Raw genomic sequence first — 26,697 nt, 5'->3', positions numbered from 1 at the left:
ATGATGCGCCCTGCATTTACCCCTTATTGAGTGAAGCTTTTTGCCCGTCTGTTCAGGGCGAAAGGTGAAGGTGTTTCAAAAAGAATCTGGAGCGAAAAATGGCAGGTCATTCTAAGTGGGCGAACATCAAGCACCGCAAAGAGCGTCAGGATGCCAAAAAAGGCAAGATTTTCACCAAGTGGATCCGTGAGCTGACCGTTGCTGCGCGTCAGGGCGGTGGTGATCCCGGTTCCAACCCGCGTCTGCGTCTGGCGCTGGACAAGGCGCTTGGTGCGAACATGACCCGTGACACCATTGATCGTGCGGTGGCGCGAGGGGTAGGGGCCTCCGACGGTGATGATGTCGAGGAGCTGGGTTACGAGGGCTACGGTCCGGGCGGCGTGGCGATCATGGTCGAAACCATGACCGACAACCGCAACCGTACCGCGGCGGCTGTGCGCCATGCATTCACCAAATGCGGCGGCAATCTCGGCACCGACGGCTCTGTTGCCTACCTGTTCGATCGCAAGGGGCAGATCTCCTTCGCTGCCGGGGTCGATGAGGATTCGCTGATCGAGGCTGCCATGGAGGCTGATGCTGACGATGTCGTGACCAACGAAGACGGCTCGATCGATGTGTTCACATCGTTCTCCGGGTTTTATGCGGTGCGTAACGCATTGGAGGCTGCGGGTTTCAAGGCTGCAGACGCAGAGATTGTCATGCTGCCGACCACCAGTGCCGTGCTTGATCTGGAAACCGCTGAAAAGGTACTCAAGCTGATTGATATGCTCGAAGACCTGGATGACGTGCAGAACGTGTATTCAAATGCGGAGATCCCGGACGAAGTGATGGAGCAACTGGGCTGATCGCTTGCAGGTAACACCAGGTCGGAAGCCGGGGGAACGAAGCTGTGAGCAACGCACAGCTATCGGCCTCCGGCTTCTGCCTTTATGCTGCACCTATTGTTTTGCGTGACTTCCTCAAGCTGCAGGCGTTATGACTCTTATTCTTGGTATCGATCCCGGTTCGCGAATCACCGGCTATGGCGTGGTACGCGACACCGGGCGCGGCTGTGTCTATGTCGCGTCGGGCTGCATCCGCACCGGCAGCGGCGAGCTGTATGAGCGTTTGCAGATCGTTTATCGCGGTGTGCGGGAAGTCATCAAGACCTACGAACCAGTGACGATGGGCATCGAAAAGGTTTTCATGGCGCGTAACGCCGATTCGGCATTGAAGCTGGGGCAGGCCAGGGGCGCAGCCATCGTGGCGGGTGCCGAAGAGGCGCTGGAAATTGCCGAATACACCGCAACCCAGGTCAAGCAGGCAGTTGCAGGAACCGGCGGCGCCAATAAGGAACAGGTGATGATGATGGTCATGCACCTGCTCAAACTGACCCAGAAGCCGCAAATCGATGCGTCCGATGCCCTTGCCATCGCCCTGTGCCACGCGCATACGCGTTCCAGTCTGATTCCTCACGGCTTGGGCACTGCGCGCAGTCGCGGCGGCCGCTTGCGGCTCTAGAGGCATTATATGTCCGCTTATTTTCTATGATGACGGTGTTCAACTTCTTCGCGCGAGCGACAGGCAACACGAAAGGATCTGAAACGTGATTGGACGTTTACGCGGCTCTCTCGCCGAAAAGCAGCCTCCGCATCTGGTGCTGGATGTCAACGGTGTCGGCTATGAGGTGGAAGTACCGATGACCACCCTGTACCGGCTGCCGCATGTTGGCGAGACGGTGACTTTGCACACCCACCTGGTGGTCCGCGAGGACGCGCACCTTTTGTACGGCTTCTACGAAAAACGCGAGCGCGAACTGTTTCGTGAGCTGATCCGGCTCAATGGCGTCGGCCCCAAACTGGCGCTGGCGCTGATGTCCGGTCTGGAAGTCGATGAGCTGGTACGTTGCGTACAGGCGCAGGACACGTCGGCGCTGACGCGTATCCCCGGTGTGGGCAAGAAGACTGCCGAGCGTCTGCTGGTCGAGCTCAAGGATCGTTTCAAGGCCTGGGAGTCCTTGCCAGGCACCTTTACGCTGGTTTCCAATGGTCCCAATCAGGCTGAGCCTGTGGCATCGGCAGAATCCGATGCGGTCAGCGCACTGATTTCGCTGGGCTACAAACCTCAGGAGGCGAGCAAGGCTGTCTCCGCCATCAAGGAAAAAGATTTGAGCAGTGCGGATCTGATTCGCCGTGCGTTGAAGGGGATGGGTTAAGTGATAGACGCCGACCGTCTGATAACTGCCACTGGTGGCCGTGATCGTGATGAACAGATGGACCGCGCGATTCGGCCACTGAGCCTTGCGGATTACATCGGCCAGCCGACCGTACGCGAGCAGATGGAGTTGTTCATCCAGGCTGCCCGTGGTCGCAGCGAAGCGCTGGATCACACGCTGATCTTCGGTCCGCCCGGCCTGGGCAAGACCACGCTCGCCAACATCATCGCTCAGGAAATGGGCGTGTCGATCAAGAGTACGTCCGGCCCGGTCCTCGAGCGGCCCGGCGATCTGGCGGCGATCCTGACCAACCTTGAACCCAATGACGTACTGTTCATCGACGAGATCCATCGTCTGTCGCCGATCGTCGAGGAAGTGCTGTACCCGGCAATGGAAGACTTCCAGCTCGACATCATGATCGGTGAAGGCCCGGCAGCGCGCTCGATCAAGCTTGATCTGCCGCCGTTCACGCTGGTCGGCGCGACCACTCGAGCCGGCATGCTGACCAATCCGCTGCGCGACCGCTTCGGCATCGTGCAGCGACTCGAGTTTTACAACATCGCCGATCTTTCGACGATTGTCTCGCGCTCGGCAGGCATTCTGGGGTTGGTCATCGAGCCGCAAGGCGCTTTCGAGATCGCCAGGCGCGCCCGTGGCACGCCGCGTATCGCCAACCGCCTGTTGCGTCGGGTGCGGGATTTTGCCGAGGTTCGTGGCAACGGGCAGATCACCCGGCAGACAGCCGACAAGGCCCTCAACCTGCTGGACGTCGACGAGCACGGCTTCGATCATCAGGACCGGCGTTTGCTGCTGACCATGATCGAGAAGTTCGACGGTGGTCCGGTGGGCGTGGACAGCCTGGCGGCGGCCATCAGCGAAGAGCGTCATACGATCGAAGACGTACTCGAGCCCTATTTGATCCAGCAAGGCTATATCATGCGCACACCTCGCGGGCGTGTGGTGACCCGGCATGCGTATCTGCATTTCGGCCTGAATATCCCGTCGAGGATGGGCGAGATACCGGTGCCGGATGATTTTGGCGACGAGCCTGTGGATTTATAGCGATGCTTTGCAATTTATTTGCAGTCTGCGTGGTCACATTGCCAGTCCTGCCGCCGATACCAGTAACTAAGTGGCAAAACGTTGAAAAACAGTTGCCTGACCCGATTGGCAACCTGAGGAGTAAGCTCTAGAGTATGCGCGCGCAAAACGGGGTTCAGTCGTTCGCACATCGCTGTCGCGTTTATTACGAGGACACCGATGCCGGCGGCATCGTCTACTACGTCAATTATCTGAAATTCATGGAGCGGGCTCGTACCGAGCGGCTACGGGAATTGGGCTTTGCCCAATCCGAACTGGCGCAGGAAAACCTTTTATTTGTCGTGCACTCCAGTGAGGCCCGTTATCACCAGCCGGCGCGGCTGGATGACGAGTTGCTCGTCAGTGCAGAAGTAACCGAATTGAATCGCGTCAGCCTGCGCTTTAAACAGCAGATCAGGCGGGCGTCGGATGCAACGCTGCTCTGTGAAGGGCAGTTCCTGGTGGCGTGCGTGCGCGCCGATAGTTTTAAACCCCGGGCCATTCCCGAAGCTCTGCGAGCGGCCTTCGCCGACCAGAGCGGCGCGGGCATACATTCAGAGCAGGAGATAAAGCGTGGAAGCTAACGTCGTCGACCATTCCTCCATGTGGAGTTTGGTCAGCAATGCCAGCATTGTTGTTCAGTTGGTAATGCTGATTCTGGTAGCTGCTTCGGTCACTTCGTGGATCGTGATTTTTCAGCGCAGCAACATGCTGCGCGCAGGTCGACGTGCGCTGGACAGCTTTGAAGAGCGTTTCTGGTCGGGTATCGATCTGTCCAAGCTGTACCGTCAGGCGGGCAGCAACCCCGATCCGGATTCGGGCGTCGAGCAGATCTTCCGTGCCGGTTTCAAGGAGTTCTCGCGTCTGCGTCAGCAGTCCGGCGTCGATCCTGATGCGGTCATGGAAGGTGTGGCGCGCGCCATGCGTGTTGCCATCTCCCGCGAGGAAGAGAAACTCGAAGCCGGTCTGCCGTATCTGGCGACCGTGGGCTCTACCAGTCCTTATGTCGGTCTGTTCGGTACTGTCTGGGGGATCATGAACTCCTTCCGCGGTCTGGCGACTGCACAGCAGGCAACACTGGCTACCGTGGCACCGGGTATTGCCGAAGCATTGATTGCAACGGCCATCGGCCTGTTTGCAGCCATTCCGGCCGTTATTGCCTACAACCGTTTCGCCGCGCGCAGTGAGACCTTGATCAGCCGTTACTACACGTTTGCTGACGAGTTCCAGGCCATCCTGCACCGTAAAGTGCACACCAGCGAAGAGTGAGCAGGTAATTCCCCATGGCTTTAATCGCTCGAGATCGTCGCAGAAAACGCAAGCCGGTCGCCGAAATGAACGTAGTGCCCTACATCGACGTGATGCTGGTGTTGCTCGTGATTTTCATGGTGACGGCTCCCATGATCAACCAGGGCGTGAAAGTCGACTTGCCCAAGGTCTCCAGCGAGGCTTTGCCGCAAGACAACAACAATCAGGTCCTGACCATTTCGATCAAGGCTGACAAGACCTATTACTGGAACCTTGGCAGCGAAGTCGATACCGACAAGCAGATGGACAAGGCAATGACCCTGCCACAGCTGACTGCCGCAGTGACCAAGATCGTCGCTGCCGGTCGTGACGCAGGCAAGCAGACGCAGGTTTTCATTCGTGGTGACAAGACCGTCGATTACGGCTCGGTCATGGGCACGATGGGCGGGCTGCAGAAGGCTGGGGTCGGGAATGTTGGCTTGATTACCGAGGCACCCTGATGCAGCCGATTCGAGAGCCGTCCGCCTCGGAAAGCTACTTCTGGCCCAGTGTCTGGGCCGTGGCATTGCATATTCTGATTTTCGGCATGCTGTTCGTCAGCTTTGCCATGACTCCGGATCTGCCCGAAGCCAAGCCTATCGTTCAGGCAACGCTCTATCAGCTCAAGTCCAAGAGCCAGGCCACTACCCAGACCAACCAGAAGATTGCCGGTGAGGCGAAGAAAACCGCTGCGCGACAAACAGAAGTCGAACAGCTGGAGCAGAAAAAGATCGAGCAGCAAAAACAGGAAGCTGTAAAAGCTGCGGAACAAAAGAAAGAAGAGTCTGCTCAAAAAGCCGAAGAGCAGAAAGCAGCCGACGAAGCCAAAAAGGCCGAACAGAAAGCAGAAGAGGCCAAAAAGGCTGACGATGCCAAGAAAGCCGATGAAGCCAAGAAGGTTGCCGACGCCAAAAAGCTTGAAGAGAAGCAGCTGGCTGATATAGCCAAGAAGAAGGCCGAAGACGAGGCGAAGAAAAAAGCCGAAGAAGACGCCAAGAAAGCTGCTGCCGAGGAAGCCAAGAAACAGGCTGCTGATGAGGCCAAGAAAAAGGCCGCAGAAGACGCCAAGAAAAAGGCTGCCGAGGACGCGAAGAAAAAAGCCGCTGCCGATTCCGCCAAGAAGGCGCAGGAAGCAGCCCGTAAATCCGCTGAAGACAAGAAGGCGCAGGCACTGGCCGATTTGCTGTCCGATAAACCGGAGCGGCAACAGGCTTTGGCTGACGAGCGGGGCGATGAAACGGCTGGCAGTTTCGATGACCTGATTCGTGTAAGGGCTTCGGAAGGCTGGAGTCGTCCACCATCGGCACGTAACAACATGTCGGTAACGTTGCAGATCGGGATGTTGCCGGACGGTACGATTGCTTCTGTATCGATTGCCAAATCCAGTGGTGACGGACCGTTTGACAGCTCTGCGGTTGCTGCGGTGAAGAACATTGGACGTTTGACAGAAATGCAGGGTCTGAAGCCGGCTGACTTCGCGCCCTATCGTTCATTCAAGATGACATTCACACCTGGAGATCTAGCCTTGTGATCAACCTTTTTCGAGGACTGCTGGTCGTTCTCTGTTTCGCATCCGCAATGGTGTCGGCAGAAGAAAAGAACATTCTGGTCACCAGCGGCAGTGACCGCGCAGCGCCAATCGCTGTTGTGCCTTTCGGATGGCAGGGCGGTAGCGTTCTGCCTGAAGACATGGCCGAAATCATAAGCAACGATCTGCGCAACTCCGGTTACTACGCGCCGATCCCGAAGCAGAACATGATCAGCTTGCCGACCCAGGCCAGCGAAGTCATCTTCCGTGACTGGAAAGCGCTGGGTGCCCAGTACGTCATGGTCGGCAACATCACGCCTGCCGGCGGACGTCTGCAGATCCAGTACGCGCTGTTCAACGTGGCCACCGAGCAGCAGGTGCTGACCGGTAACGTGTCGGGTACCAATGATCAGTTGCGCGACATGGCGCACTACATTGCCGACCAGTCGTTCGAGAAGCTCACCGGTATCAAGGGTGCGTTTTCCACTCGTATGCTTTACGTGACGGCCGAACGCTTCTCGGAAAACAACACGCGTTACACCTTGCAGCGTTCGGATTACGACGGTGCTCGTGCAGTAACCCTGTTGCAATCCCGTGAGCCAATCCTGTCGCCGCGTTTTGCGCCGGACGGCAAACGTATTGCCTATGTCTCGTTCGAACAGAAGCGTCCACGCATCTTCGTTCAGCACATCGACACCGGTCGTCGCGAACAGATTACCAACTTCGAAGGCCTGAACGGCGCGCCTGCCTGGTCGCCGGATGGCAGCAAGCTGGCATTCGTACTGTCCAAGGACGGCAACCCGGAGATCTATGTAATCAATCTGGCGTCGCGTCAATTGAGCCGCGTGACCAACGATTCTTCGATTGATACTGAACCTTTCTTCGGCAAGGACGGGTCTACGCTATACTTCACGTCGGACCGTGGCGGCAAGCCACAGATCTACAAGACCAATATCAATGGCGGCGGTGCCGAACGCGTGACGTTCGTGGGTAACTACAACGCCAACCCGAAATTGTCAGCCGATGAAAAGACGCTGGTAATGATTCACCGGCAGGACGGCTTCACTAATTTCAAGGTGGCAGTGCAGGATTTGGCCCGCGGTAGCGTAAAAATCCTCACAGATAGCAACCTTGATGAGTCGCCTACTGTTGCGCCCAACGGCACCATGGTAATCTACGCCACCCGCCAGCAGGGCCGGGGAGTCTTGATGCTCGTGTCCATTAACGGACGCGTAAGGCTCCCGCTTCCTACCGCTCAAGGCGAAGTCAGAGAACCTTCCTGGTCCCCTTACCTGAACTGACGCGGCGCTACACGATTTGCTTAACACACTGGGGTTCATTAGGAGTTTCAAGATGGAAATGCTGAAGTTTGGTAAATTTGCTGCGCTGGCTCTGGCCATGGCTGTAGCTGTAGGTTGCTCGTCCAAAGGCGGCGACAATGCCGGTGCAGGCGGTGCTGCTGTTGATCCTAACGCTGGTTACGGCGCCAACTCGGGTGCTGTTGACGGCTCCCTGAGCGAAGAAGCTGCTCTGCGCGCAATCACCACCTTCTACTTCGAATACGACAGTTCGGACCTGAAGCCAGAAGCAATGCGCTCCCTGGACGTGCACGCCAAAGACCTGAAAGCTAACGGCGCTCGCGTTGTTCTGGAAGGCAACACCGACGAACGTGGTACTCGTGAGTACAACATGGCACTGGGCGAGCGTCGTGCGAAAGCCGTTCAGCGCTACCTGGTACTGCAAGGTGTTTCCCCAGCCCAGCTGGAACTGGTTTCCTACGGCGAAGAGCGTCCAGTTGCTACCGGCAACGACGAGCAGTCCTGGGCTCAGAACCGTCGCGTCGAACTGCGTAAGTAATTTGACATGCGAACGTGCCGACGTGCTCTAACCGTTTTGGCCCTTGCCCTTCCGCTTTCAGCGTTGGGTGCGGCACCTGTGGTCGATAACAATTCTGGCTCTGGCAGCAGCAGTTATCCGCCAGCGGGTTATGGCACGTCCGGCGCCTATGCCGGGGGAGGGGTTACGGCCCCTGCCTCGGCACAAGGTCAGCTGTTCATGCAGCTGCAGCAAATGCAGGACGAAATCGCGCGTTTGCGTGGTGTTGTCGAGGTCCAGCAAAATGACATCCAGCGCATGAAGCAGGAAGCACTGGAGCGTTATCAGGAACTCGATCAACGTATAGCCAGTGGCTCAGCCGCTCCGGCTACCAATAATTCCCAACCTGCTGGTGGCGCTATCGACGCCGGCGGGACGCCTTCGGCCCCCGCGGCTCAGCAGGCATCGGCAGCAGGCACCGAGCCTCCTGATCCGGCGAAGGAAAAGCTTTATTACGAAGCCGCCTTCGATTTGATCAAGGCAAAGGATTTCGACAAGGCCAGCCAGGCCTTCACCGCTTTCCTGCGCAAATACCCAAACAGTTCGTATGCGGGCAATGCCCAATACTGGCTGGGTGAAGTCAATCTGGCCAAAGGCGACCTTCAGGGCGCCGGTCAGGCGTTCGCCAAAGTCAGTCAACAGTATCCGAAGCATGCCAAGGTGCCTGATTCGCTGTACAAGCTGGCTGATGTCGAACGCCGTCTGGGTCATACCGACAAGGTGAAAGGCATATTGCAGCAGGTCGTTGCCCAGTATCCTGGCACTTCAGCTGCACAATTGGCGCAGCGAGATCTGCAGCGCCTTTGATGTGTTGACCCGCTGATCAAGAAAGCCGCGCTAGTCGCGGCTTTTTTCGTTAGAATCTCGCACCCGAAATTCCGGTACACCTTACGCTTTTCTGGATTCCGCGATTGCCGAGTCCCTTGAAGTGCCTGACGGAGGCGGACGGCCTGTTTAGCTGTTACGCCCGTGGCTGATATGCAAGACACATTACGCATCACCGAAATCTTTCACTCGCTGCAGGGTGAAACCCGTACGGCAGGCCTGCCCACCGTATTTGTCCGCCTTACCGGCTGCCCGTTGCGCTGCCAGTACTGCGACAGTGCCTACGCGTTCAGCGGCGGCACCATTCAGACGCTGGACGACATCCTTGGACAAGTGGCTTCCTATCGCCCTCGTTATGTCTGCGTCACCGGTGGCGAACCGCTCGCCCAGCCCAATGCCATTGCGTTGCTGAAGCGTCTTTGCGACGCGGGCTATGAAGTATCGCTGGAGACCAGTGGTGCTTTGGACATCTCGGCGGTGGATCCTCGTGTCAGTCGCGTCGTAGACCTCAAGACCCCGGGGTCAAAAGAAGTCTCGCGTAACCGCTACGAGAACATGGAGCTGCTGACGGCGAACGATCAGGTCAAATTCGTGATCTGCTCGCGTGAGGATTATGACTGGGCGGTTTCCAAGCTGATCCAGTACGGTCTTGATCGTCGTGCGGGCGAAGTTCTGTTCTCGGCCAGTCACCACGAGCTCAAGGGCCGTGATCTGGCGGATTGGATCGTGGCTGACAACCTGCCGGTACGCCTGCAGATGCAGTTGCATAAAATTCTTTGGGATGACGAGCCGGGGCGCTGATATGAGTGAATTGACCAAGACTGAAAAAAGAGCCGTGATCCTCCTGTCTGGTGGCCTGGACTCTGCGACCGTCGTAGCCATGGCCCGCGCCGAGGGTTACGTCTGTTACACGATGAGCTTCGATTACGGCCAGCGTCATCGCGCCGAGCTGGATGCCGCTGCGCGGGTTGCCGGTGATCTCGGTGCCGTGGAGCACAAGGTCATTGGCCTGGACCTCAACGGTATTGGTGGCTCGGCATTGACCGACAGCTCCATTGCCGTGCCTGAGTCGCCTTCTGAAGGCATTCCGGTCACCTACGTACCGGCACGCAACACCGTCTTCCTGTCGCTCGCTCTGGGCTGGGCAGAGGTCCTTGGCGCGAGGGATATCTTCATTGGCGTCAATGCCGTGGATTACTCGGGTTATCCGGATTGCCGTCCCGAGTTTGTCGAGTCATTCGAGCGCATGGCCAATCTGGCGACCAAGGCCGGTGTGGAAGGGCAGGGCTTCACGATCAGGGCGCCGCTGCAGAATCTGAGCAAGTCGGACATCGTCAAGGCAGGCACTGCGCTGGGGGTCGATTACTCGCTGACGGTTTCCTGCTACCAGGCTGACGACCAGGGCCGTGCCTGTGGCAAATGCGACAGCTGCCGCTTGCGCGCCGAGGGCTTTACCGCTGCCGGTATCGCAGACCCGACTCGCTATTTTTAAAGTTTTTCAAAAAAGGTGTTGAATTACTCATAAAAATCAGTAATATACGCGCCACACAACAGAGGGTCGTTAGCTCAGTTGGTAGAGCAGTTGGCTTTTAACCAATTGGTCGTAGGTTCGAATCCCACACGACCCACCATTTCGAAAATCTGGAAGGCCCATGAAAATGCGGATTTCCAGGTTTTTTTTTGCGTTGCGGATTGTCATGGTTGAATAGCGGTTCTGGGCTTCCGTCATGGGGCTGATGCGACGATCTGTAAGGCAGCTGGCAAATCTTTCGAAGCTGAGGCAGTAAGCACCGATTGAGCTTGATGTGCACCCGGACAAGCAGCCGTCTGAACTCCCGATGGGTTTTTTCGGTTTCGCCCCTAACCCCGATTATTCTCTGGCTCGGATCTACGTTCTCATACCTCAAGCAGAGCAATGCGTTAAGTATTATGCCCGTGTAGTAGGAGGTTACCCCACTAACGACGTGCGCTTGATGACCAGGGCGGCGAACGAGGTAGTGAATCGTTTGTTTCGACCGGAGTTCAAGTACAGCAAGGCAGAGGTACTGTTGCTGGATCTGCGACAGCCTGGCGAGTTTACGGATGACATGTTCGCAGCTTCGCAACTGGCGTCTGCGGAGAGGATGATGGGAGGCCTGGACGAGATCAATACACGCTGGGGCAGAGGGGCTTTACGAACAGGGAGTGTTCCTTTCAATCCGGAATGGGCTATGCGCCGCGAGCTGATGAGTGAGAGTTATACAATCAGGCTCGATCAGTTGTGGGAGGTGAAAAGTCTGTAAGAGCTCTGTAAGGATCAAGGCGCGGATGCACTTGGGTTACTAGAGTTACCACGCCTACTTCGTCAAATTCTTCGAATCGAGATTTAGATAGAGCAGTTTTTTGTAGACGCAAAGTGATACGTTTGCAGTCATTCGCTAGTGAAATTTTAGTATTTCTGATTGTCATCTAATAGCTCCATTGAACTGACATCGTACATCCATCACTAAGCCAGCTGTCTAATTGATATCACCAGTTCGCTTCGGTGGTGAGAAGGAAAAGCTGTCTTCATATAATAAAGCTTGACTCGTCGCTTTTGAGAGGATAATTTTTATTCAAGTCTGATGTTGGATCCGAACGATGCAGATTTTTAGCTCTGACGATTAGGCCGTTTCGCGATAGCATGATTGATGCCGTTGTATTTTAATGTATGCTAAAGCCATGTTGACTGCCTTTTTCTGTTGGGGCATATACTTCTTTTGCAGGCGGAAAGTTGGCAGTGCTGTGGGTCTTTAAACCCTCCGACGTAGGCTTTCGCTCAGCTCGGCTGATCGTACCGCGAACTCGGCGGCAAAGGTATTAGTATTATTTATGGAAATAGGTGCATTGCTGATTGCGATGCGAGCTCGGCAGTTGGCGGGGCGGGGCGCCAGCCTTAGAAAGCCTCATTCCCCACAGCCTTATATAGAGATTGGACGCTCGGTATATGATTATGTTGCTCCGCTTTAAGGCGGCTCATCTTTGATGTCTGCAGGGGCGTTAAGGAATTCGGTCAGGTCGAAAAAAGTCGGTATACGCAAGCCAATGCATGGTCGACCAGCGGTCGTTAATGCTTACTAATCTTAGCGGACTAATAGGGTTTGAAGGGATTGGTTTAGGAATTTTGGATGTTGACGACTGCTGTGCACAGCTGCCGTTTCAGCTTTAGTTTAAAAAAACGTAACCGGGCAGCACGTCAGGTTGAAGAGGATAGCGTCACGTTATGGATGACCATTTTAATTCACCCAGTATTGATATTTTGTACGACTACGGTCCCTTTCTGAAAAAATGTGAGATGACGGGAGGCATAGGCAGCTATTCATCCGGAACGCCCACCCCTCGGGTAGCGATAGTCGGTGCCGGCATCAGTGGGCTGGTCGCTGCAACTGAATTATTACGTGCGGGAGTCAAGGACGTTGTTTTATATGAGTCGCGTGATCGAATCGGGGGGCGGGTATGGTCTCAAGTGTTCGATCAGACTCGTCCACGTTACATTGCAGAAATGGGTGCGATGCGCTTTCCTCCCAGCGCAACTGGCCTTTTCCACTACCTGAAAAAGTTTGGTATTTCAACGTCGACCACCTTTCCGGATCCAGGTGTGGTGGACACGGAGCTGCATTACCGTGGTAAACGCTATTACTGGCCAGCGGGCAAAAAGCCGCCCGCATTATTCAGGCGAGTTTATGAGGGGTGGCAGTCTTTATTGCGCGATGGTTACCTCCTTGAAGGCGGTTCTTTAGTTGCCCCGCTGGACATTGCCTCCATGCTCAAGTCGGGTTGTTTGGAAGAGGCAGCGATCGCATGGCAAGGATGGCTCAATGTATTCCGAGATTGTTCATTCTACAACGCGATTGTCTGTATTTTTACCGGCCCCCACCCGCCAGGCGGTGACCAATGGGCTCGCCCTGAAGACTTTGAGCTGTTCGGCTCGCTTGGCATAGGCTCGGGTGGTTTTCTGCCAGTCTTTCAGGCTGGCTTCACGGAAATACTCCGGATGGTCATCAATGGATACCAAAGTGATCAGCGACTGATTCCGGACGGGATATCCAGTCTGGCCAAGAGACTCGCTGATCAGGCATTTGACGGCAAAACGTTAAGGGAGCGCATTTGTTTTAGTCGGGTAGGCCGCATTTCCAGAGACTCTGAAAAAATCATCATCCAGACAACAGCAGGAGAACAGGGCTTATTTGATCGAGTGATTGTCACTAGCAGTAATCGAGCCATGCAAATGATTCATTGCCTCACGGACAGCGAGCGCTTCCTGAGTCGTGACGTCGCTCGTGCTGTCCGCGAAACCCACCTGACCGGATCATCGAAGCTTTTCATTCTCACCCGTACCAAATTCTGGATAAAAAACAAACTTCCGACCACCATCCAGTCGGACGGCTTGGTGCGCGGCGTCTATTGTCTGGATTATCAGCCCGATGAACCTGATGGTCACGGAGTTGTTCTGCTCAGTTACACGTGGGAAGACGACGCTCAAAAAATGCTGGCGATGTCTGACAAAAAGACACGTTGTCAGGTACTGGTTAATGACCTCGCTGCGATGCATCCGACGTTCGCCAGTTATCTCCTGCCTGTTGAGGGGGATTATGAGCGGTATGTATTGCACCATGACTGGCTCACCGATCCCCATTCTGCGGGCGCTTTCAAACTCAATTACCCCGGCGAGGATGTTTACTCGCATCGATTGTTCTTTCAACCGATGACAGCGAACAGTCCCGATAAAGACACGGGGCTCTATCTGGCTGGCTGCAGTTGCTCTTTTGCCGGAGGGTGGATCGAAGGTGCTGTCCAGACAGCATTGAACAGTGCCTGTGCCGTGCTGCGCAGCACCGGAGGGCAGGTGTCAGAAGGCAACCCGCTTGACTGTATTAACGCCTCCTATCGCTATTAGCAGTCCTGAGAGAAGCGCTTATACAGGGAGAAGAGTATGCGCGAAATGATCACACTTGAATCGCTGTGCCGGGCATTGGCCGATGAACAGATTGCGGCTGAAGAGCTGCGCGGGCGGGCGCTCGACACTGAGGCCCGCTTGACCCTTTTGAACTGTTTCATACGCGAGGGTGATGCGGTCAGCCAGTTTGGCGAGGCTGATCAAGCAAGGAAGGGTACTTCACTCTGGGGCGTGCCAGTTTCCTTCAAGGATAATATCTGTGTTCGCGGTCTGCCGTTGACGGCCGGGACGCGAGGGATGTCCGGTTTCATAGCTGATCAGGATGCTGCGATTGTCAGTCAACTCAAAGCCCTCGGGGCTGTGGTTGCTGGCAAGAACAATATGCACGAACTTAGTTTCGGGGTGACATCCATCAATCCTCATTGGGGAGCCGTGGGAAACCCCGTTGCCCCCGGGTATTGTGCCGGGGGCAGTAGTGGTGGAAGTGCCGCCGCAGTGGCAAGTGGAATCGTTCCGCTGTCGGTGGGGACCGATACGGGGGGCTCGATAAGAATACCGGCGGCTTTTTGCGGCATTACGGGCTTCAGACCCACTACTGGACGCTGGTCAACGGCAGGCATTATCCCTGTTTCTCATACAAAGGATTGCGTTGGGTTACTGACACGAACAGCAGGCGACGCCGAATTTGTGTATGGGCTGTTGTCAGGCAAGCAGCAGTCTTTTCCTCTGAGCAGGACGGGTCCCTGTCGAATCGGCCTACCGGTCTCCATGTGGTCTGATCTGGATGGCGAGGTGGAGAGGGCATGCGTTAATGCACTCAGCCTGCTGCGCAAGACAGGGTTCGAGTTTGTTGAAATTGATGATGCCGATATTGTGGAACTGAACCAGACACTCACGTTCACCGTTCCGCTTTACGAATTCTTTGCCGACTTTGCTCAGTCATTGCTCTCCTTGGGCTGGAAGCACGGTATCCATCATATTTTTGCGCAGGTTGATGATGCCAACGTAAAAGGCATCATCAATCACCATCTTGGAGAGGGCGCTATAAAACCGGCTCACTATTTGAGTTCACTGCAAAATGGCGAGCTGTTGAAAAGAAAAATGGATGAGCTATTTGCTCGTCATCATATCAAGCTCCTGGGGTATCCCACGGTACCTTGCCGGGTACCTCATCTGGATCATGCTGACCGACCAGAGTTTTTCAGTCAGGCCATTCGCAATACCGACCTGGCCAGCAACGCGATGCTCCCCTCTATAACGATTCCCGTCGGGCCGGAAGGGCGGTTGCCGGTCGGCTTGAGCTTTGACGCGCCCAGAGCGCGAGATGCTTTTTTACTGAGCAACGTGAGTCTTATAGAGAAAGTATTAAAGGGTTGAGGTTTCAGTTGCCGACGCTTGTTGACGGGGTGTCGCGGTGTCGGCGTTTATCTACGCAAACCGACGTCAGGAGTTTCGATGAGCGTTTCCGAAAGACGCGTCTCTAGGTTGTTTGATCCAGGTAGTTTCAAGGAGGACCTCGAGGGCCAGAACACCCATTTCATCTGCGGGGCAGGAACGATCCACTCAATCAAGACCTATGTTGCGATGAGTCGCGGTCGTGACTGCGAGTTTCAAAGCAGTCGGCAATGGAGTACGGCTCAGCAAATTATAAAAACGGTAGGTTTGGCACGAGCTGCTGAAGCCCCGCTTATCTATATTCAAGATAAAATCGGGGGTAATAATGATACTGAAGGCTTTGATACAGCCAGAGTTTTTTCTTCAGATATGTCAAGTTTGCTTCTTTCCCCGTCCGGGATGGGCAGCGTCAGCGCATCGCTGGCAGAGTTGGCAAAACTCAATTTGCTGATGTCCGTGATTTTAGGGCCGACATCAGGGCCTTTGGCGTTACCTGTGATGCTCGCCGATCTGGTGCTGATGACTCGTCGAGGAGCTCTGTGTATGGGACGACCTGACATGGTCAAGGCGATGCTCGCTCAACAGACCGATCTTTATTCCCTCGGCGGGTCCGATATCCACAGTACCGCGTCTGGGTCCGTGCACTTGGTTTTTGACGACGAGGCTGATCTGTTCGCCGATCTGAGAAAACTGCTCTTATATCTGATTGCTGGAAAAAGCTCGACGTACGGTGAGTTTTCAACCCCACTTGAAGTGGATTTCAACCGCCTGCTGCCCCCGTCTCATAATATTCCTTTTGATGTGCAGCATCTGGTACGTTCATTTGTCGATAGCGACAGCCTGATCGAAATCGGTGCCTCTCATGCGCCTGAGGTTTTAGTCGGGCTGGCCAGCCTGCAAGGGCAGGTTTTTGCCGTGGTTGCCAACAACTCCGCGCATGGCGGCGGCGTCATCTACAAAAGGACCGCCCGTAAAATGATTCATGTCATTGACCTGGCTGGGAAAATGAGCTTGCCCATTTTGTTTATCGCAGATATTCCTGGGATCATGATTGGGGAAGAGGCTGAACGCGATGGGATTTTTGCCGCTGTGGCAGATTTATTCAGAGCACATACCCGATGCAAGGTAAAAAAATTATTGTTGGTTGCTCGGAAGGCGTACACCGGTGGTGTTTATGCCATGAGCGGGCCAGGCTTTGAACCTGTCGCCGTGCTGGCCTATCCTGACGCCAATATAGGCGTTTTCAGTACCCTTACCATGGAAAAGATCATCAAGTCCTCAAGCATGACCGATGCGCAGAGAGCTGTGGTGTCCGCATTGGATGAGGAAATCAGATCGCCGCTACTGCTCAAAGACAAGGGCTTGATTACCGATGTCATCAGTGTGCGAGATACACGGGAAGCAGTGTTCAAGTATCTGTTTCATTAGGAGTGTTCAGCTCCGTACCTGACGGCGTCCCAGTGGTGGACACCAGCAATTACAGCCCTGGGTTGCGTGCCCCTTCGCAATTGCAGAACTTGATGAGGGAATGACAGAAAACGTCTGGGTTGCCAAACAGATTGGACGGCCTGCGATCAAGGGCTTCAACACCGTGCTGGCTTATACCTTGGCAGAGCCAGGCTTTCCGAAGGGTTGCCCAGGACGCTTGGCAGCAGCTGTGGCAGGTAACGATCAAGGCAACGGCCTTCCTCATCTACCATGTATTCATCGGCGACCTATTTCGCCAAGAACGATTGTCCTGCAGTCCATAGCTGAACCTCGACACTCCAGAACGGTTTGGGTACGAAGTTTGAGATATCCCGGTCGCCGTCAACCACCAGCCGAAGGGGCGGTGCTTGAACGCTTCCGACGGAGAGCACACCGGTATACTCGGACTGTCGGCCCAGCAAGGTGAAAAGCCGCGAAAAAGTTCATGCCGGTGAGCCGGTCCGCTCTGGAGCGAGCGCGGAGAGATACAACGGGTAGGTTTCAGAGCCTTGTTTGACGCTGTTGAGTGCCTGGCGGATGGATGCTTCATTGAGCGCAGACAGCCATAACCTTTGAATCGGTCCCCGGTACCCGCAATACTCGATCAGTTCGCGCGCGATCATCTCCCGCGGTCAGCGTCCGTCGCAATCACGAGCTCGGTGGCCTGCTTGAGTAGTTGCTTGACGATCTTGAACTGATCGGCTGTTTTCGGCTTGACGAGCACTTTCCATTCCGCAGGCAGGATTGTAAGTATGTCCAAGCTCCAGTTTTTCAGGCGCTCTCCATAGGCATCGGGAGGAGCTGTTTTCAGTAGGTGTCCGCCCCCCCCCAGCTCACGGCCACACCATTGCCTTTGATGCAGCCGTCACCTCGTGTTTTGGCTCCGAGCACGGCGGCGATGTCTTTACCTCTCGCACAGATACAAGCGCATAAGTAGCGCCCGTTCATCAATATGCTACCTCCGACGGATTCTGGTACAAGGCTCGGACACGTTTCGCGGCGGCCGGCGCTGCATCTGAGATGAGATTCGTAGCATGTAGATGGATGCCGAGATGGAGCGCTGGCAGCACCTATTGTCCGAGCCGGTACATGAGCGCTTGCGGCATGAATCTATGGCCTCGGATCAATCGCCTGCTATCAAGGTGAAATGGGACGCGTATTGCGGTCTATGCCGGGAGGATTGATCTCGCTTGAGGAAGGCGGGCGCTGACCCACGGCGGCGCGCTGTTCCGGCATCTGGCTGCGGTAAGATTGGCCGTGTAGTGGTTTGTCAATATCAATAACCCGTGTACCCGCCGGGCTTATCAGATCGCCCTGCAGGACTTCTGCAGTTTCGTCGGCTCGGCCTAGGCGTTTCGCGCCGTGGCGCGCTCAGTTGGATTTCTGATTCGTCCGATATCAAACTCATTGCCCGCGCTTTGGTGTCGTATGCGCTGATCGTCTTGCCATAGCCAACGGCAAGCGTGCCTAACGACAACAGCGTCCATTAGGTCTTTTTAAAATCGGTGCGTCAGAGAGGACAAATAATGCAAGTGCTCTGTTCGATAATAAAGTTAATTATTCGCTGCCTCTCTGTGTAACTCATTATTATGAGTTGTGGATTTGGGGTTGCCAGGCGTGCGCCGAGACGAATTTTAGTCGTCCGTTCGTCGACATGCGTCAAAAAAATTATAGAAAATGAAAAGAGTGACGACATAGTGGCTTATAGCCATGGAGCGGCCTTTTATCTTTAGTTCGAGACCCTCGGTTATGAACAGGCTTATCCTGCCTCGGCACCTCTTTGTCCAGAAAACACATACAGTTCGAGTATTTACTCAAGTACTTCAATGGCCCTCCGGATGACGCCGCAGTGAGTTCAGATCTGTGACGTGACCTTTTACCGAGCGTGTCGAGGGTTTCAGCAGATTCACATTATCAATTCATCCTGATGCGTATCGGACTCTATGTTCCGCTACCTGTCCGGCGGACTTTTATTTTCAAAAAATCAATGAGTAAAGATATATGTCCAGCGCAACATCTGGTGTGTTAAGTAATATGACGGTTCGGGCGAAGCTACTGGTGGGTTTCGGACTGTTGATTTTAATGATTTTGTTAATGGCTTATACGGGAAAGGATGCCACCGATACGTTGAAGCGTCGGGCTGAACTGTCTGGGGATATTGCTCAATTCAGCTCGATCGCCCGAGACATGCGTATCGAGCGTTTGGTTTATTTTTTAAAAGCGGATGATGCACAGGCTTCAAAGTGGTTGGAGGCACTCGAGCGGACGGAGCGTCAGCTGGTGAGCATCTCGCCCCGTTTCAAAACAGCCAATAACATCGCGCTGCTCAAAGAAGCCCAAACGACGATGCAGCTTTACCGTGGGTTCTATACTCGATCAGTCGAGGCTACTCGAGAGCGTGAGCAACTGCGGACCCTTGCCGGCGCTTCGGGCGAAACGATTAACGGTTTGTTGCTGAAGATCGCAGAAGCCGCCAACGACGAGAGCGGGAATGCCGCGGATCGTCAGAAACTCCCTGCACTGTTTATCTCTGTCCAGAAGATGCGAACCGCGTTTCGCTCTTATACGGCATCCCCGAGTAAAAGCGGGGAAGACACTGTCCGTCAGGCAATAGCGCAGGTGGTGGCCAGTATCGACACGCTCAAAGATACCAGTTTGCCCCGTGCTGACGTTCAAGCGTTGGCGGCAGGAATGGCCACCTATAGCGGGCAACTGGAAACATTAGTTGCCGCTCAGGCCAAAGTTGATGAGGCTCAAGGCGGTATCACAACGTCGATCGCCACCATTCTTGGCATTACGGACAAGATGACGGCTATCCAGAATGAGTTTCGTGCCTCCGATGCAGAGAAAGCACAGGAGAAGATTTTGCTCTGGCTGGGCCTTTCTGCTCTCTTGGGTGTTCTTGCGGCCTGGTTGATTACTCGATCAATTGTTCATCCACTCAAAGAGACTGTTGAAATCGTTGAAGTCGTTGCAGAAGGGGATTTTACGTACAAAACGCAAGTGACTCGAAATGATGAGTTGGGCGCGTTGCAGGGCAGCATGCTGCGCATGACGTCCGGGCTCCGAAGCTTGATTGGGGAAATGAAAGAGGGAATCGTGCAGGTGGCAAGCGCGGCAGAGCAGCTTTCAGCAGTAACCGAGCAGACCAGTGCGGGCGTGAACGCGCAGAAGCTGGAGACTGAGCAGATTGCCACTGCGATGCAGCAGATGACAGCCACTACTCATGAGGTATCTCGTAATGCAGCCCAAGCCGTAAATACTGCGCAAATCGCCAGTCAGTTGGCCCAGAAAGGTGGGCAAGTCGTTGACAGGACTCGTTCCCAGATAGAGACCCTGGCGCGTGAGATGAACATGACCAGAACAGCGATGGCGGCGCTTAGAGGGAATACTCAGAGCATCGGTGGCGTGCTGGATGTGATAAAAACGGTGGCTGATCAGACAAACCTTCTGGCGTTGAACGCGGCCATTGAAGCTGCGCGTGCCGGGGAGGCAGGACGTGGTTTCGCTGTCGTCGCGGACGAGGTAAGAGGCCTGGCCGTGCGCACCCGCACGTCGACAGACGAGATCGCGCTGCTTATAAACGAACTGCAAACCAGTACCGATCATATGGGCCAGGTTCTAGAGCAAAATCTGGCACTGACGGACAGCAGTGTCGAACTGTCTACGCAAGCCAGCGAAGTGCTGCAGAGTATTACCGCATCTGTTGATGAGATTGAGGTGATGAACGAACAGATCGCCGTTGCTACTGAGCAGCAAAGTAACGTCGGTGAAGAAATAGGCAGGGGCGTCACGAATGTCAGGGACATTTCAGACCAAACAGCCGCCGCCAGTGAAGAGACAGCGACATCGAGTGTTGAATTGGCCAGAGTCAGCGCCAGACTGCAGGAGATGACCAACCGGTTTAAAGTCTAGCCTGAAGGTCTGGCCCAATGCGTTTGTGGCTTGGGTCAGGCCTCAACAAGACCAGATCGAGTTCATACCGCGTTGCGGCACTCAGCCGCCATGCATGGGCTGCCGGTACGGCTGAAAAGAGCGGCCGCACAAGAGAATTGGCTATCTACAAAGACGAGTACCTATCGAGTCATCCGGGCGACGGGGGGGGGAGGTGGGACTGATCTGAAGCAAGCGTTCAAAGCGTCGGAAAACTTATTGAATGTTGCTCCCAAGGGGTGATCTATAGGGGCGGCGTTTTTGAATATTGCGAGGCTGTAGCAATTGTCGTGGTGGGTGGTCCCGGCGCCGCCATTCCGGGCGTCGATTCGGTTCAGCCCCACACCAAAAGATTCAGGAAAAGTAGACATGGAAAAAGAGGCTTTTTTGCAACTGCTGGCTGCCGAAGGGTTCGGCACCGTTGTTGAAGTCGAGCGCGAAGCGTTTGGTACGCTGGACTCGCATGCCCACAACTTCGAGGCGATGGCGCTGGTTCTGCACGGCAGCCTGGTCATCCATAAATCTGATGGCGATTTCACCTACAACTCAGGAGATATTTTTCACCTGGAATGTAACCAACCCCATTCGGAAGTGTTTGGTGAACATGGCGTACGGTACCTGGTGGGAAGAAAGTGACGAAGCTGGCATTTCAGCCTGGATTCATGTGATGTCAGACGTACAGGAAAGACCATGTTCGAACATCTTGACCTCAACGCGCTGATCGCCGCCTACGGCTATTGGGTCATTTTCCTGGGCTGTTTGCTGGAAGGCGAAACAGTGTTGATCCTTGGTGGTATGGCTGCGCACCAAGGTGCTCTGCAATTGCTGCAAGTGATCGGCTTGGCCACGTTGGGCGGTATGCTCGGCGATCAGTTGCTATTCTGGACCGGACGTTATTCCGGGGAGCGCCTGCTGCCCAGACTCAAACGTCACCAATCTGCCATCAAGCGGGTCGAGGGTCTTATCCAGCGTTACCCCACGACCTCCGTATTCGCTGTTCGCTTCCTCTACGGCATGCGCCTGGTGGGGCCTATGGTGATAGGTGCAAGTGGCCTGTCACCCTGGCGTTTCGCCCTGATCAATGTGCTGAGTGCGGCAGTCTGGGCAACCCTGTTCGTCTGCGCCGGCTATTGGGCGGGGGAAGCGTTACAGCATCTACTCGGCGACCTGAAGCCCTATCGTCTGCCGATCTTCCTCGCGGTGGTAGCACTGGTGATTCTTGCTGCGTTGGTGCGGTATGTGCACCGCCGATCCAGGGCAACGGATCGTTGAGACGGTGGCGTCGGCATGCAAGGCTGTAGCGCGCCTTGCCGACGTCGAGGTCGACAGCCAGTACCGGGCTTTCCGTGCCCTCGGCAAGCGGTCTTCAAGAACGCTTCTCATCGCTGCCTGCTGAGCCAGAAACAGCTGTTAAATCAGTTTTTTGGCGCTAGAATCGGCGCGCCTTAAGAAGTCTGGCCGGTGTCCACCGGATATCAGCCATAAGCCTTTGTACAGATGGCGCAGCCTCTGTCAGGCTTTTTTTATTGCCTGTATTTCGGGTGTAAACTTGCCTTTCGCGCACTGGCGCTTTCAGGTCCCGTGAACATGACACAGATCTCCGAACGTTTCCTGGTGCAGGCGCATCTCGATGCCAAACAGCCCAGGACGTTGAGCCCGGCAGAGCAGGCGCGTTACCGTGCCGACATTGCTGCTGAACTCAAGAAGCAGGACGCCGTGCTGGTTGCTCACTATTACTGTGATCCGGTTATCCAGGCGCTGGCCGAGGAGACCGGTGGCTGCGTGGCCGACTCCCTGGAAATGGCGCGCTTCAGCAATAACCACGCGGCCAGCACTGTATTGGTGGCGGGTGTGCGTTTCATGGGCGAAACCGCGAAGATCCTCAACCCGGAAAAACGCGTGTTCATGCCGACGCTTGAAGCCACCTGCTCGCTTGACGTGGGGTGCCCGGTCGACGAGTTTTCCGCCTTTTGCGACCAGCACCCGGAACGTACCGTGGTGGTGTATGCCAACACCTCGGCAGCCGTCAAAGCCCGCGCGGACTGGGTGGTGACCTCAGGCTGTGCGCTGGAAATCGTTGAGAGCCTGATGGACAACGGTGAGAAAATCATCTGGGCGCCAGACAAGCACCTGGGTCGCTACATCCAGCGTGAAACCGGTGCCGACATGCTGTTGTGGGACGGTGCCTGCATCGTTCACGAAGAGTTCAAGTCCAAGCAGCTCGAAGACATGAAAGCCCTGTACCCCGAGGCGGCGATTCTGGTTCACCCGGAGTCGCCGGAAGCGGTCATCGAGCTGGCTGACGTGGTCGGCTCGACCAGTCAGATGATTGCCGCAGCGCAACGCCTGCCCAACAAGACGTTCATCGTTGCCACTGACCGGGGCATCTTCTACAAGATGCAGCAGCTGTGCCCGGACAAGATCTTCATCGAGGCGCCTACGGCCGGCAACGGCGCGGCGTGCCGGAGTTGTGCACATTGCCCATGGATGGCGATGAATACGCTTGAACGCACCTTGCAGTGCCTGCGTGAGGGCAGTAACGAGATATTCGTCGACCCGGCGCTGATCCCCCATGCTGTACGCCCCTTGCAGCGCATGCTGGACTTCACTCAGGCAGCGCGTTTGCGACAGGCCGGCAACGCCTGACAGCGGTCATGAAAAAGCCCGACTGAAGCGTCGGGCTTTTCATTGTTGTACGTGTCAAGCCGTCTTGCGACGCCGGACGATCAGTTCATCATGTCCTTGACCATCCGCTCCTGCTCGATCAGATCCTTTTGCCGCGCATCGATACGTGACGCCAGCTGAAAATTATTGGCCGCACGGCGTTTGGCGAAGTCCAGCTGCTGGATCGCCTGACGGAAATCACCGACCAGCGCAAAATACTCGGCGCGCGCCTGATGCAGGCCGATCGTGTTGCCGTTCAGGCCACGGGTTTCCGCCACGACGTACCAGATGTCCGGATCATCCGGGCGGGTCTTGAGCAGTGCTTCAAGGCTTTTCTCGGCTTCGGCCGTGCGGTTCTGCTTGAGCAGCACGTCGATACGCACGTCATTGAGCGGATAATTGCCGGGGTACAGCGTCAGCATGCGATCGACACGCTGCTGCGCATCGGCCAGGCGGTTATTGGTGATGTCCAGGTCGATCTGCGTCAGGTTGTAGGTAATGTCATTCGGCGCTTTTTCGAGCAATGGCTTGAGGGTTTCCCTGGCCTCGTTCAGTTGTCCGCCCTTGATCTGCGCGATGGCCAGGCCATAGCGCGCCGGATCGGATTTCGGGTTTTCAACCAGTTGCGCACGGAAGCGTTTGGCGGCAATGCCTGGGGTTTCTTCGTAGATCAGCGCCACGCGGGCGCGCATCAGTTGGTACAGCAGACTGTCTTCCTTGCCGCCCGGTTTGGCCTGCTCGGCACGGTTGCGTGTGTCGGCGATCCGCGACTCGCTGACCGGGTGAGTCAGCAGAAACTCCGGAGGCCTGGCGTCGAATCGATACTGGCGCATGAGGCGCTCGAACATGGTCGGCATGTTGCGCGGGTCATAACCGGCCTTCTCCAGGTTGAGAATGCCGATGCGGTCGGCCTCCTGCTCGTTCTGGCGCGAAAAGCGCCGTTGTTCCTGGATCGCGGCAGCCTGTGAGCCGGCGATGGTGGCGATACCCGCGTCACCGGCGCCTGCGGCTGCCATGACGATACCCGCCAGCATCGCGGCCATGACCGGCACCTGCATGCGTTGCTGGGCCTCGATGCCCCTGGCGAAGTGGCGTTGTGACAAGTGAGCCAGTTCGTGAGCCAGTACCGAGGCATACTCACCCTCGGTCTGAGCGTTGAGAAACAACCCGCCGTTGACGCCGATGATGCCGCCGGGTGCGGCAAAGGCGTTGAGCTGCGGGCTGTTGATCAGGATGAATTCAAGCCGCCGGTCCTGAACCTGACTGGTCTCGGCAAGGCTGTAGACCGAAGTCTCGACGTAGTCCTTGAGTTGCGGGTCCGACAGCTGCGCCACCTGGCCGCGCAGCAACCCCAGCCACGCACGGCCCAGACGGTGCTCCTGTTCGGGGGAGACAATCGAGGAGCTGGCGTCACCAAGCGAGGGGAGGTCATCCGCCATGCCGTGTGTAGCGAACAGGCAAGCGAGGGTGAGCAGTGTAGGACGCAAAAAATTCATGCATGAAGCTCTGGTCAGAAGAACCTGTACTGTAGCTGGCTCAATGGCGTGCTGACCAGAGTGAGGTATTCTTGCCGCCTTGTTCGTCCTGCCTTTTCGGACCTGCTTTGTAATTCGATGTGTCCGCCTGGAGATAAACGATGTCTGACGCTGTAGTGCGCCCCGAGGCCTGTGACGCCGAACTGGATGCCAGTGGTCTCAACTGTCCGCTGCCCCTGCTGAAAGCCAAGATGGAGCTCAACCGCCTGGCCAGCGGCGCGGTGCTTAAAGTAATTGCCACCGATGCCGGTTCGCAGCGCGATTTTCGAACCTTTGCCAGGCTCGCCGGGCACGAGTTGCTGCATGAAGAGGTCGATGCCGGCATTTATCGTTACTGGCTGCGCAAGGCCTGACCCACTGCCGCGTTTTTTCCGAAAAGGATGTTTGATGTTCAATGTGCTTCGCAATTGGGTGCAACGCTACTTCTCTGACGAGGAGGCGGTGGTCCTGGCGGTTTTGCTGTTTCTGGCGTTCACCCTTGTCCTGACGCTGGGCGGCATGCTGGCGCCGGTCCTCGCCGGTCTGGTGCTGGCGTTTCTGATGCACGGGCTGGTCAGTGCCCTGGAGCGCCTGCGCATGCCCGAAATGGCCGCCGTCGGTCTGGTGTTCACCCTGTTTATCGGCGTATTGCTGGTGTTCCTGCTGGTATTGGTGCCACTGCTCTGGCACCAGTTGATCACTTTGTTCAACGAAGCCCCGGGTATGCTCGCCAAATGGCAATCCGTGCTGCTATTGCTGCCCGAGCGTTATCCGCATTTGGTGTCCGACGAGCAGGTGCTGCTGGCCATCGAGGTCGCCCGGGGTGAAGTGGGCAAGATCGGTCAACTGGCGCTGACGTTCTCGATCTCCAGCCTGCCGCTGCTGGTCAACCTGATGATCTATCTGGTGCTGGTGCCGATTCTGGTGTTCTTCTTCCTCAAGGATCGGCACATGATCGGCCGCTGGGCGCGCGGCTATCTGCCCCGTGAGCGCGCTTTGATCAACCGGGTGGCGGATGAGATGAAGCGCCAGATTGCCAACTATATTCGTGGCAAGGTCATCGAGATTTTTATCTGTGGTGGCGTGACCTACATTGCTTTCGCCGCGCTCGGGCTCAATTACGCAGCGTTGCTGGCAATGCTGGTAGGCATATCAGTGGTCGTGCCCTATGTCGGCGCGGTAGTGGTCACCGTGCCGGTGGCGTTGATCGGTCTGTTCCAGTGGGGCTGGGGTGACCAGTTCATCTACCTGATGATCGCTCACGGCATCATTCAGGCGCTGGATGGCAACGTGCTGGTGCCGCTGCTGTTTTCCGAGGCCGTCAATCTGCACCCGGTGGCAATCATCTGCGCCGTGCTGCTGTTCGGCGGGTTATGGGGGTTCTGGGGGATCTTCTTTGCGATTCCGCTGGCCACGCTGTTCAAGGCCGTGCTCGACGCCTGGCCGCGCAATGAGCCGACGGTAGCCCCGTTGCTTTGACGCGATAGCCGCGACAGCAGGGCTGAATCGCTGCGGCACCTTGCGCGCCGCAGCGGGGCACGCGGATCAGCCTTTGTTCAGGGCTTCGGCCTGCGCCAATACTTCAGCCACATGGCCCGGCACTTTCACGCCGCGCCATTCCTGACGCAGTACGCCTTCCTTGTCGATCAGGAAGGTGCTGCGGTCCACGCCCAGGTATTCCTTGCCATAGAGCTTCTTGAGCTTGATGACGTCGAACAGCTGGCAGACGGCTTCGTCCTTGTCCGAAATCAGCTCGAACGGGAAAGACTGCTTGGCCTTGAAGTTTTCATGGGTCTTCAGGCTGTCGCGGGAAACACCGAGCACAACCGTGTTGGCTGCCTGAAACTGCGCGATATGGTCACGAAAGTCCTGACCCTGCGTGGTGCAGCCGGGCGTGTTGTCTTTCGGGTAAAAATAAATCACCACCTGCTGGCCCTTGAGCGCAGACAGCTCGACAGTCTGTCCGCTGGTAGCGGGTGCCTGAAAATCGGGAACCGGATGATCTACTGTGACAGTCATG

Annotated in this window: 24 protein-coding genes, 1 tRNA gene and 4 pseudogenes; 25 read left to right on the top strand and 4 right to left on the bottom strand. The window is 55.9% G+C overall.

The window, feature by feature from the left end; genetic code table 11:
* Positions 1-98 precede the first annotated feature (98 nt).
* The 14 genes from QRN50_RS07050 to QRN50_RS06985 all read left to right on the top strand — a co-directional run bounded on the left by QRN50_RS07050 (position 99) and on the right by QRN50_RS06985 (position 10,420).
* Positions 99-845: a YebC/PmpR family DNA-binding transcriptional regulator gene (locus tag QRN50_RS07050; RefSeq protein ID WP_003339485.1), complete on the top strand. Its 747-nt coding sequence runs from the start codon at positions 99-101 to the stop codon at positions 843-845.
* Positions 846-975: 130 nt separating this feature from the next.
* Positions 976-1,500, top strand: a complete 525-nt coding sequence (ruvC, locus tag QRN50_RS07045; RefSeq protein WP_096127283.1) for a crossover junction endodeoxyribonuclease RuvC — start codon at positions 976-978, stop codon at positions 1,498-1,500.
* A gap of 85 nt (positions 1,501-1,585) precedes the next feature.
* A complete protein-coding gene (gene ruvA, locus QRN50_RS07040) occupies positions 1,586-2,194 on the top strand; it encodes a Holliday junction branch migration protein RuvA (protein ID WP_003364731.1) in 609 nt (202 codons plus the stop codon).
* Positions 2,195-3,256 (top strand): Holliday junction branch migration DNA helicase RuvB, encoded by a 1,062-nt coding sequence (gene ruvB / locus QRN50_RS07035; RefSeq protein ID WP_003409396.1) that lies wholly within the window; start codon positions 2,195-2,197, stop codon positions 3,254-3,256.
* A 134-nt stretch (positions 3,257-3,390) separates the two neighbouring features.
* Positions 3,391-3,858 carry a tol-pal system-associated acyl-CoA thioesterase gene (gene ybgC / locus QRN50_RS07030; protein WP_004406122.1) on the top strand — a complete coding sequence of 156 codons (468 nt, stop codon included), beginning with the start codon at positions 3,391-3,393 and terminating at the stop codon, positions 3,856-3,858.
* A complete protein-coding gene (gene tolQ / locus QRN50_RS07025) occupies positions 3,848-4,543 on the top strand; it encodes a protein TolQ (protein WP_002554655.1) in 696 nt (231 codons plus the stop codon). The genes ybgC and tolQ overlap by 11 nt, the downstream gene beginning before the upstream one ends.
* Positions 4,544-4,557: 14 nt before the next feature.
* Complete coding sequence (tolR, locus tag QRN50_RS07020) at positions 4,558-5,022, top strand: protein TolR (RefSeq protein ID WP_002554654.1); 465 nt, start codon at positions 4,558-4,560, stop codon at positions 5,020-5,022.
* On the top strand, positions 5,022-6,092 hold the full coding sequence (gene tolA / locus QRN50_RS07015; protein ID WP_004406115.1) for a cell envelope integrity protein TolA: 1,071 nt from the start codon (positions 5,022-5,024) through the stop codon (positions 6,090-6,092). The genes tolR and tolA overlap by 1 nt, the downstream gene beginning before the upstream one ends.
* A gap of 47 nt (positions 6,093-6,139) precedes the next feature.
* On the top strand, positions 6,140-7,390 hold the full coding sequence (gene tolB, locus QRN50_RS07010; RefSeq protein WP_218961292.1) for a Tol-Pal system beta propeller repeat protein TolB: 1,251 nt from the start codon (positions 6,140-6,142) through the stop codon (positions 7,388-7,390).
* Positions 7,391-7,442: 52 nt separating this feature from the next.
* Complete coding sequence (gene pal, locus QRN50_RS07005; protein WP_003314369.1) at positions 7,443-7,946, top strand: peptidoglycan-associated lipoprotein Pal; 504 nt, start codon at positions 7,443-7,445, stop codon at positions 7,944-7,946.
* 6 nt (positions 7,947-7,952) lie between these two features.
* Positions 7,953-8,771: a tol-pal system protein YbgF gene (ybgF, locus tag QRN50_RS07000; protein ID WP_096127282.1), complete on the top strand. Its 819-nt coding sequence runs from the start codon at positions 7,953-7,955 to the stop codon at positions 8,769-8,771.
* Between the two features lie 171 nt (positions 8,772-8,942).
* The gene (queE, locus tag QRN50_RS06995) at positions 8,943-9,590 is read left to right on the top strand and encodes a 7-carboxy-7-deazaguanine synthase QueE (RefSeq protein ID WP_011267001.1); all 648 of its coding nucleotides are present in this window, start codon (positions 8,943-8,945) and stop codon (positions 9,588-9,590) included.
* A 1-nt stretch (position 9,591) separates the two neighbouring features.
* On the top strand, positions 9,592-10,281 hold the full coding sequence (gene queC, locus QRN50_RS06990) for a 7-cyano-7-deazaguanine synthase QueC (protein ID WP_096127281.1): 690 nt from the start codon (positions 9,592-9,594) through the stop codon (positions 10,279-10,281).
* Between the two features lie 63 nt (positions 10,282-10,344).
* Positions 10,345-10,420 (top strand) — tRNA-Lys (locus QRN50_RS06985).
* A 198-nt stretch (positions 10,421-10,618) separates the two neighbouring features.
* Here QRN50_RS06985 and QRN50_RS06980 read toward each other — a convergent pair.
* A pseudogene (locus QRN50_RS06980) lies at positions 10,619-10,738 on the bottom strand (site-specific integrase); the annotation flags it as partial.
* On the opposite strand from QRN50_RS06980, the pseudogene QRN50_RS06975 reads away from it, so the two are divergent.
* The 4 genes and pseudogenes from QRN50_RS06975 to QRN50_RS06960 form a co-directional block, all read left to right on the top strand.
* A pseudogene (locus tag QRN50_RS06975) lies at positions 10,739-11,071 on the top strand (DUF4113 domain-containing protein); the annotation flags it as partial. It abuts the pseudogene before it with no gap.
* A gap of 959 nt (positions 11,072-12,030) precedes the next feature.
* Positions 12,031-13,704, top strand: coding sequence for a tryptophan 2-monooxygenase (gene iaaM, locus QRN50_RS06970; RefSeq protein WP_024639925.1), 1,674 nt, complete (start codon positions 12,031-12,033; stop codon positions 13,702-13,704).
* A gap of 36 nt (positions 13,705-13,740) precedes the next feature.
* Positions 13,741-15,081, top strand: coding sequence for an amidase family protein (locus QRN50_RS06965; RefSeq protein ID WP_096127280.1), 1,341 nt, complete (start codon positions 13,741-13,743; stop codon positions 15,079-15,081).
* 78 nt (positions 15,082-15,159) lie between these two features.
* Positions 15,160-16,527, top strand: a complete 1,368-nt coding sequence (locus tag QRN50_RS06960; protein WP_096127279.1) for a carboxyl transferase domain-containing protein — start codon at positions 15,160-15,162, stop codon at positions 16,525-16,527.
* Positions 16,528-16,817: 290 nt separating this feature from the next.
* Here the strand turns inward: QRN50_RS06960 and QRN50_RS06955 are convergent.
* Positions 16,818-17,497: pseudogene (locus QRN50_RS06955) on the bottom strand (DNA topoisomerase); the annotation flags it as partial.
* Between the two features lie 1,070 nt (positions 17,498-18,567).
* On the opposite strand from QRN50_RS06955, the pseudogene QRN50_RS25815 reads away from it, so the two are divergent.
* The 5 genes and pseudogenes from QRN50_RS25815 to nadA all read left to right on the top strand — a co-directional run.
* Positions 18,568-19,623: pseudogene (locus QRN50_RS25815) on the top strand (methyl-accepting chemotaxis protein); the annotation flags it as partial.
* The gene (locus QRN50_RS25810; RefSeq protein ID WP_428844687.1) at positions 19,609-20,481 is read left to right on the top strand and encodes a methyl-accepting chemotaxis protein; all 873 of its coding nucleotides are present in this window, start codon (positions 19,609-19,611) and stop codon (positions 20,479-20,481) included. The pseudogene QRN50_RS25815 and the gene QRN50_RS25810, both read left to right, overlap by 15 nt.
* A 387-nt stretch (positions 20,482-20,868) precedes the next feature.
* Positions 20,869-21,135, top strand: a complete 267-nt coding sequence (locus QRN50_RS06945) for a cupin domain-containing protein (RefSeq protein WP_011267084.1) — start codon at positions 20,869-20,871, stop codon at positions 21,133-21,135.
* A 54-nt stretch (positions 21,136-21,189) separates the two neighbouring features.
* Positions 21,190-21,771 (top strand): DedA family protein, encoded by a 582-nt coding sequence (locus QRN50_RS06940; RefSeq protein ID WP_011267085.1) that lies wholly within the window; start codon positions 21,190-21,192, stop codon positions 21,769-21,771.
* A gap of 315 nt (positions 21,772-22,086) precedes the next feature.
* Positions 22,087-23,145, top strand: coding sequence for a quinolinate synthase NadA (gene nadA, locus QRN50_RS06935; RefSeq protein ID WP_011267086.1), 1,059 nt, complete (start codon positions 22,087-22,089; stop codon positions 23,143-23,145).
* An 80-nt stretch (positions 23,146-23,225) separates the two neighbouring features.
* Here the strand turns inward: nadA and QRN50_RS06930 are convergent, their stop codons facing one another.
* Positions 23,226-24,659: a M48 family metalloprotease gene (locus QRN50_RS06930; protein ID WP_003409438.1), complete on the bottom strand. Its 1,434-nt coding sequence runs from the start codon at positions 24,657-24,659 to the stop codon at positions 23,226-23,228.
* A 140-nt stretch (positions 24,660-24,799) separates the two neighbouring features.
* On the opposite strand from QRN50_RS06930, the gene QRN50_RS06925 reads away from it, so the two are divergent.
* Both QRN50_RS06925 and QRN50_RS06920 read left to right on the top strand, forming a co-directional pair.
* Entirely contained in the window at positions 24,800-25,051 is a 252-nt protein-coding gene (locus tag QRN50_RS06925; RefSeq protein ID WP_003317380.1) for a sulfurtransferase TusA family protein, read from the top strand.
* A 34-nt stretch (positions 25,052-25,085) separates the two neighbouring features.
* Positions 25,086-26,156, top strand: a complete 1,071-nt coding sequence (locus QRN50_RS06920) for an AI-2E family transporter (RefSeq protein WP_011267087.1) — start codon at positions 25,086-25,088, stop codon at positions 26,154-26,156.
* Positions 26,157-26,222: 66 nt separating this feature from the next.
* Here QRN50_RS06920 and QRN50_RS06915 read toward each other — a convergent pair whose 3' ends face one another.
* Positions 26,223-26,696, bottom strand: a complete 474-nt coding sequence (locus tag QRN50_RS06915; protein WP_003317382.1) for a peroxiredoxin — start codon at positions 26,694-26,696, stop codon at positions 26,223-26,225.
* Between the last annotated feature and the right edge of the window lies 1 nt (position 26,697).

The sequence above is a fragment of the Pseudomonas sp. MEJ108 genome, from assembly GCF_030208985.1.
Classification (GTDB): domain Bacteria; phylum Pseudomonadota; class Gammaproteobacteria; order Pseudomonadales; family Pseudomonadaceae; genus Aquipseudomonas; species Aquipseudomonas fragariae.
This window is presented reverse-complemented; position numbering and strand designations above follow the sequence as displayed.

Coding starts and splice junctions, on each gene's coding strand:
- QRN50_RS07050 (WP_003339485.1), top strand. CDS start 99: ATGGCAGGTCATTCTAAGTGGGCGAACATCAAGCACCGCAAAGAGCGT.
- ruvC (WP_096127283.1), top strand. CDS start 976: ATGACTCTTATTCTTGGTATCGATCCCGGTTCGCGAATCACCGGCTAT.
- ybgC (WP_004406122.1), top strand. CDS start 3,391: ATGCGCGCGCAAAACGGGGTTCAGTCGTTCGCACATCGCTGTCGCGTT.
- tolR (WP_002554654.1), top strand. CDS start 4,558: ATGGCTTTAATCGCTCGAGATCGTCGCAGAAAACGCAAGCCGGTCGCC.
- tolA (WP_004406115.1), top strand. CDS start 5,022: ATGCAGCCGATTCGAGAGCCGTCCGCCTCGGAAAGCTACTTCTGGCCC.
- tolB (WP_218961292.1), top strand. CDS start 6,140: ATGGTGTCGGCAGAAGAAAAGAACATTCTGGTCACCAGCGGCAGTGAC.
- pal (WP_003314369.1), top strand. CDS start 7,443: ATGGAAATGCTGAAGTTTGGTAAATTTGCTGCGCTGGCTCTGGCCATG.
- ybgF (WP_096127282.1), top strand. CDS start 7,953: ATGCGAACGTGCCGACGTGCTCTAACCGTTTTGGCCCTTGCCCTTCCG.
- queE (WP_011267001.1), top strand. CDS start 8,943: ATGCAAGACACATTACGCATCACCGAAATCTTTCACTCGCTGCAGGGT.
- queC (WP_096127281.1), top strand. CDS start 9,592: ATGAGTGAATTGACCAAGACTGAAAAAAGAGCCGTGATCCTCCTGTCT.
- iaaM (WP_024639925.1), top strand. CDS start 12,031: ATGGATGACCATTTTAATTCACCCAGTATTGATATTTTGTACGACTAC.
- QRN50_RS06965 (WP_096127280.1), top strand. CDS start 13,741: ATGCGCGAAATGATCACACTTGAATCGCTGTGCCGGGCATTGGCCGAT.
- QRN50_RS06960 (WP_096127279.1), top strand. CDS start 15,160: ATGAGCGTTTCCGAAAGACGCGTCTCTAGGTTGTTTGATCCAGGTAGT.
- QRN50_RS25810 (WP_428844687.1), top strand. CDS start 19,609: ATGCTGCGCATGACGTCCGGGCTCCGAAGCTTGATTGGGGAAATGAAA.
- QRN50_RS06945 (WP_011267084.1), top strand. CDS start 20,869: ATGGAAAAAGAGGCTTTTTTGCAACTGCTGGCTGCCGAAGGGTTCGGC.
- QRN50_RS06940 (WP_011267085.1), top strand. CDS start 21,190: ATGTTCGAACATCTTGACCTCAACGCGCTGATCGCCGCCTACGGCTAT.
- nadA (WP_011267086.1), top strand. CDS start 22,087: ATGACACAGATCTCCGAACGTTTCCTGGTGCAGGCGCATCTCGATGCC.
- QRN50_RS06930 (WP_003409438.1), bottom strand. CDS start 24,659: ATGAATTTTTTGCGTCCTACACTGCTCACCCTCGCTTGCCTGTTCGCT.
- QRN50_RS06925 (WP_003317380.1), top strand. CDS start 24,800: ATGTCTGACGCTGTAGTGCGCCCCGAGGCCTGTGACGCCGAACTGGAT.
- QRN50_RS06920 (WP_011267087.1), top strand. CDS start 25,086: ATGTTCAATGTGCTTCGCAATTGGGTGCAACGCTACTTCTCTGACGAG.
- QRN50_RS06915 (WP_003317382.1), bottom strand. CDS start 26,696: ATGACTGTCACAGTAGATCATCCGGTTCCCGATTTTCAGGCACCCGCT.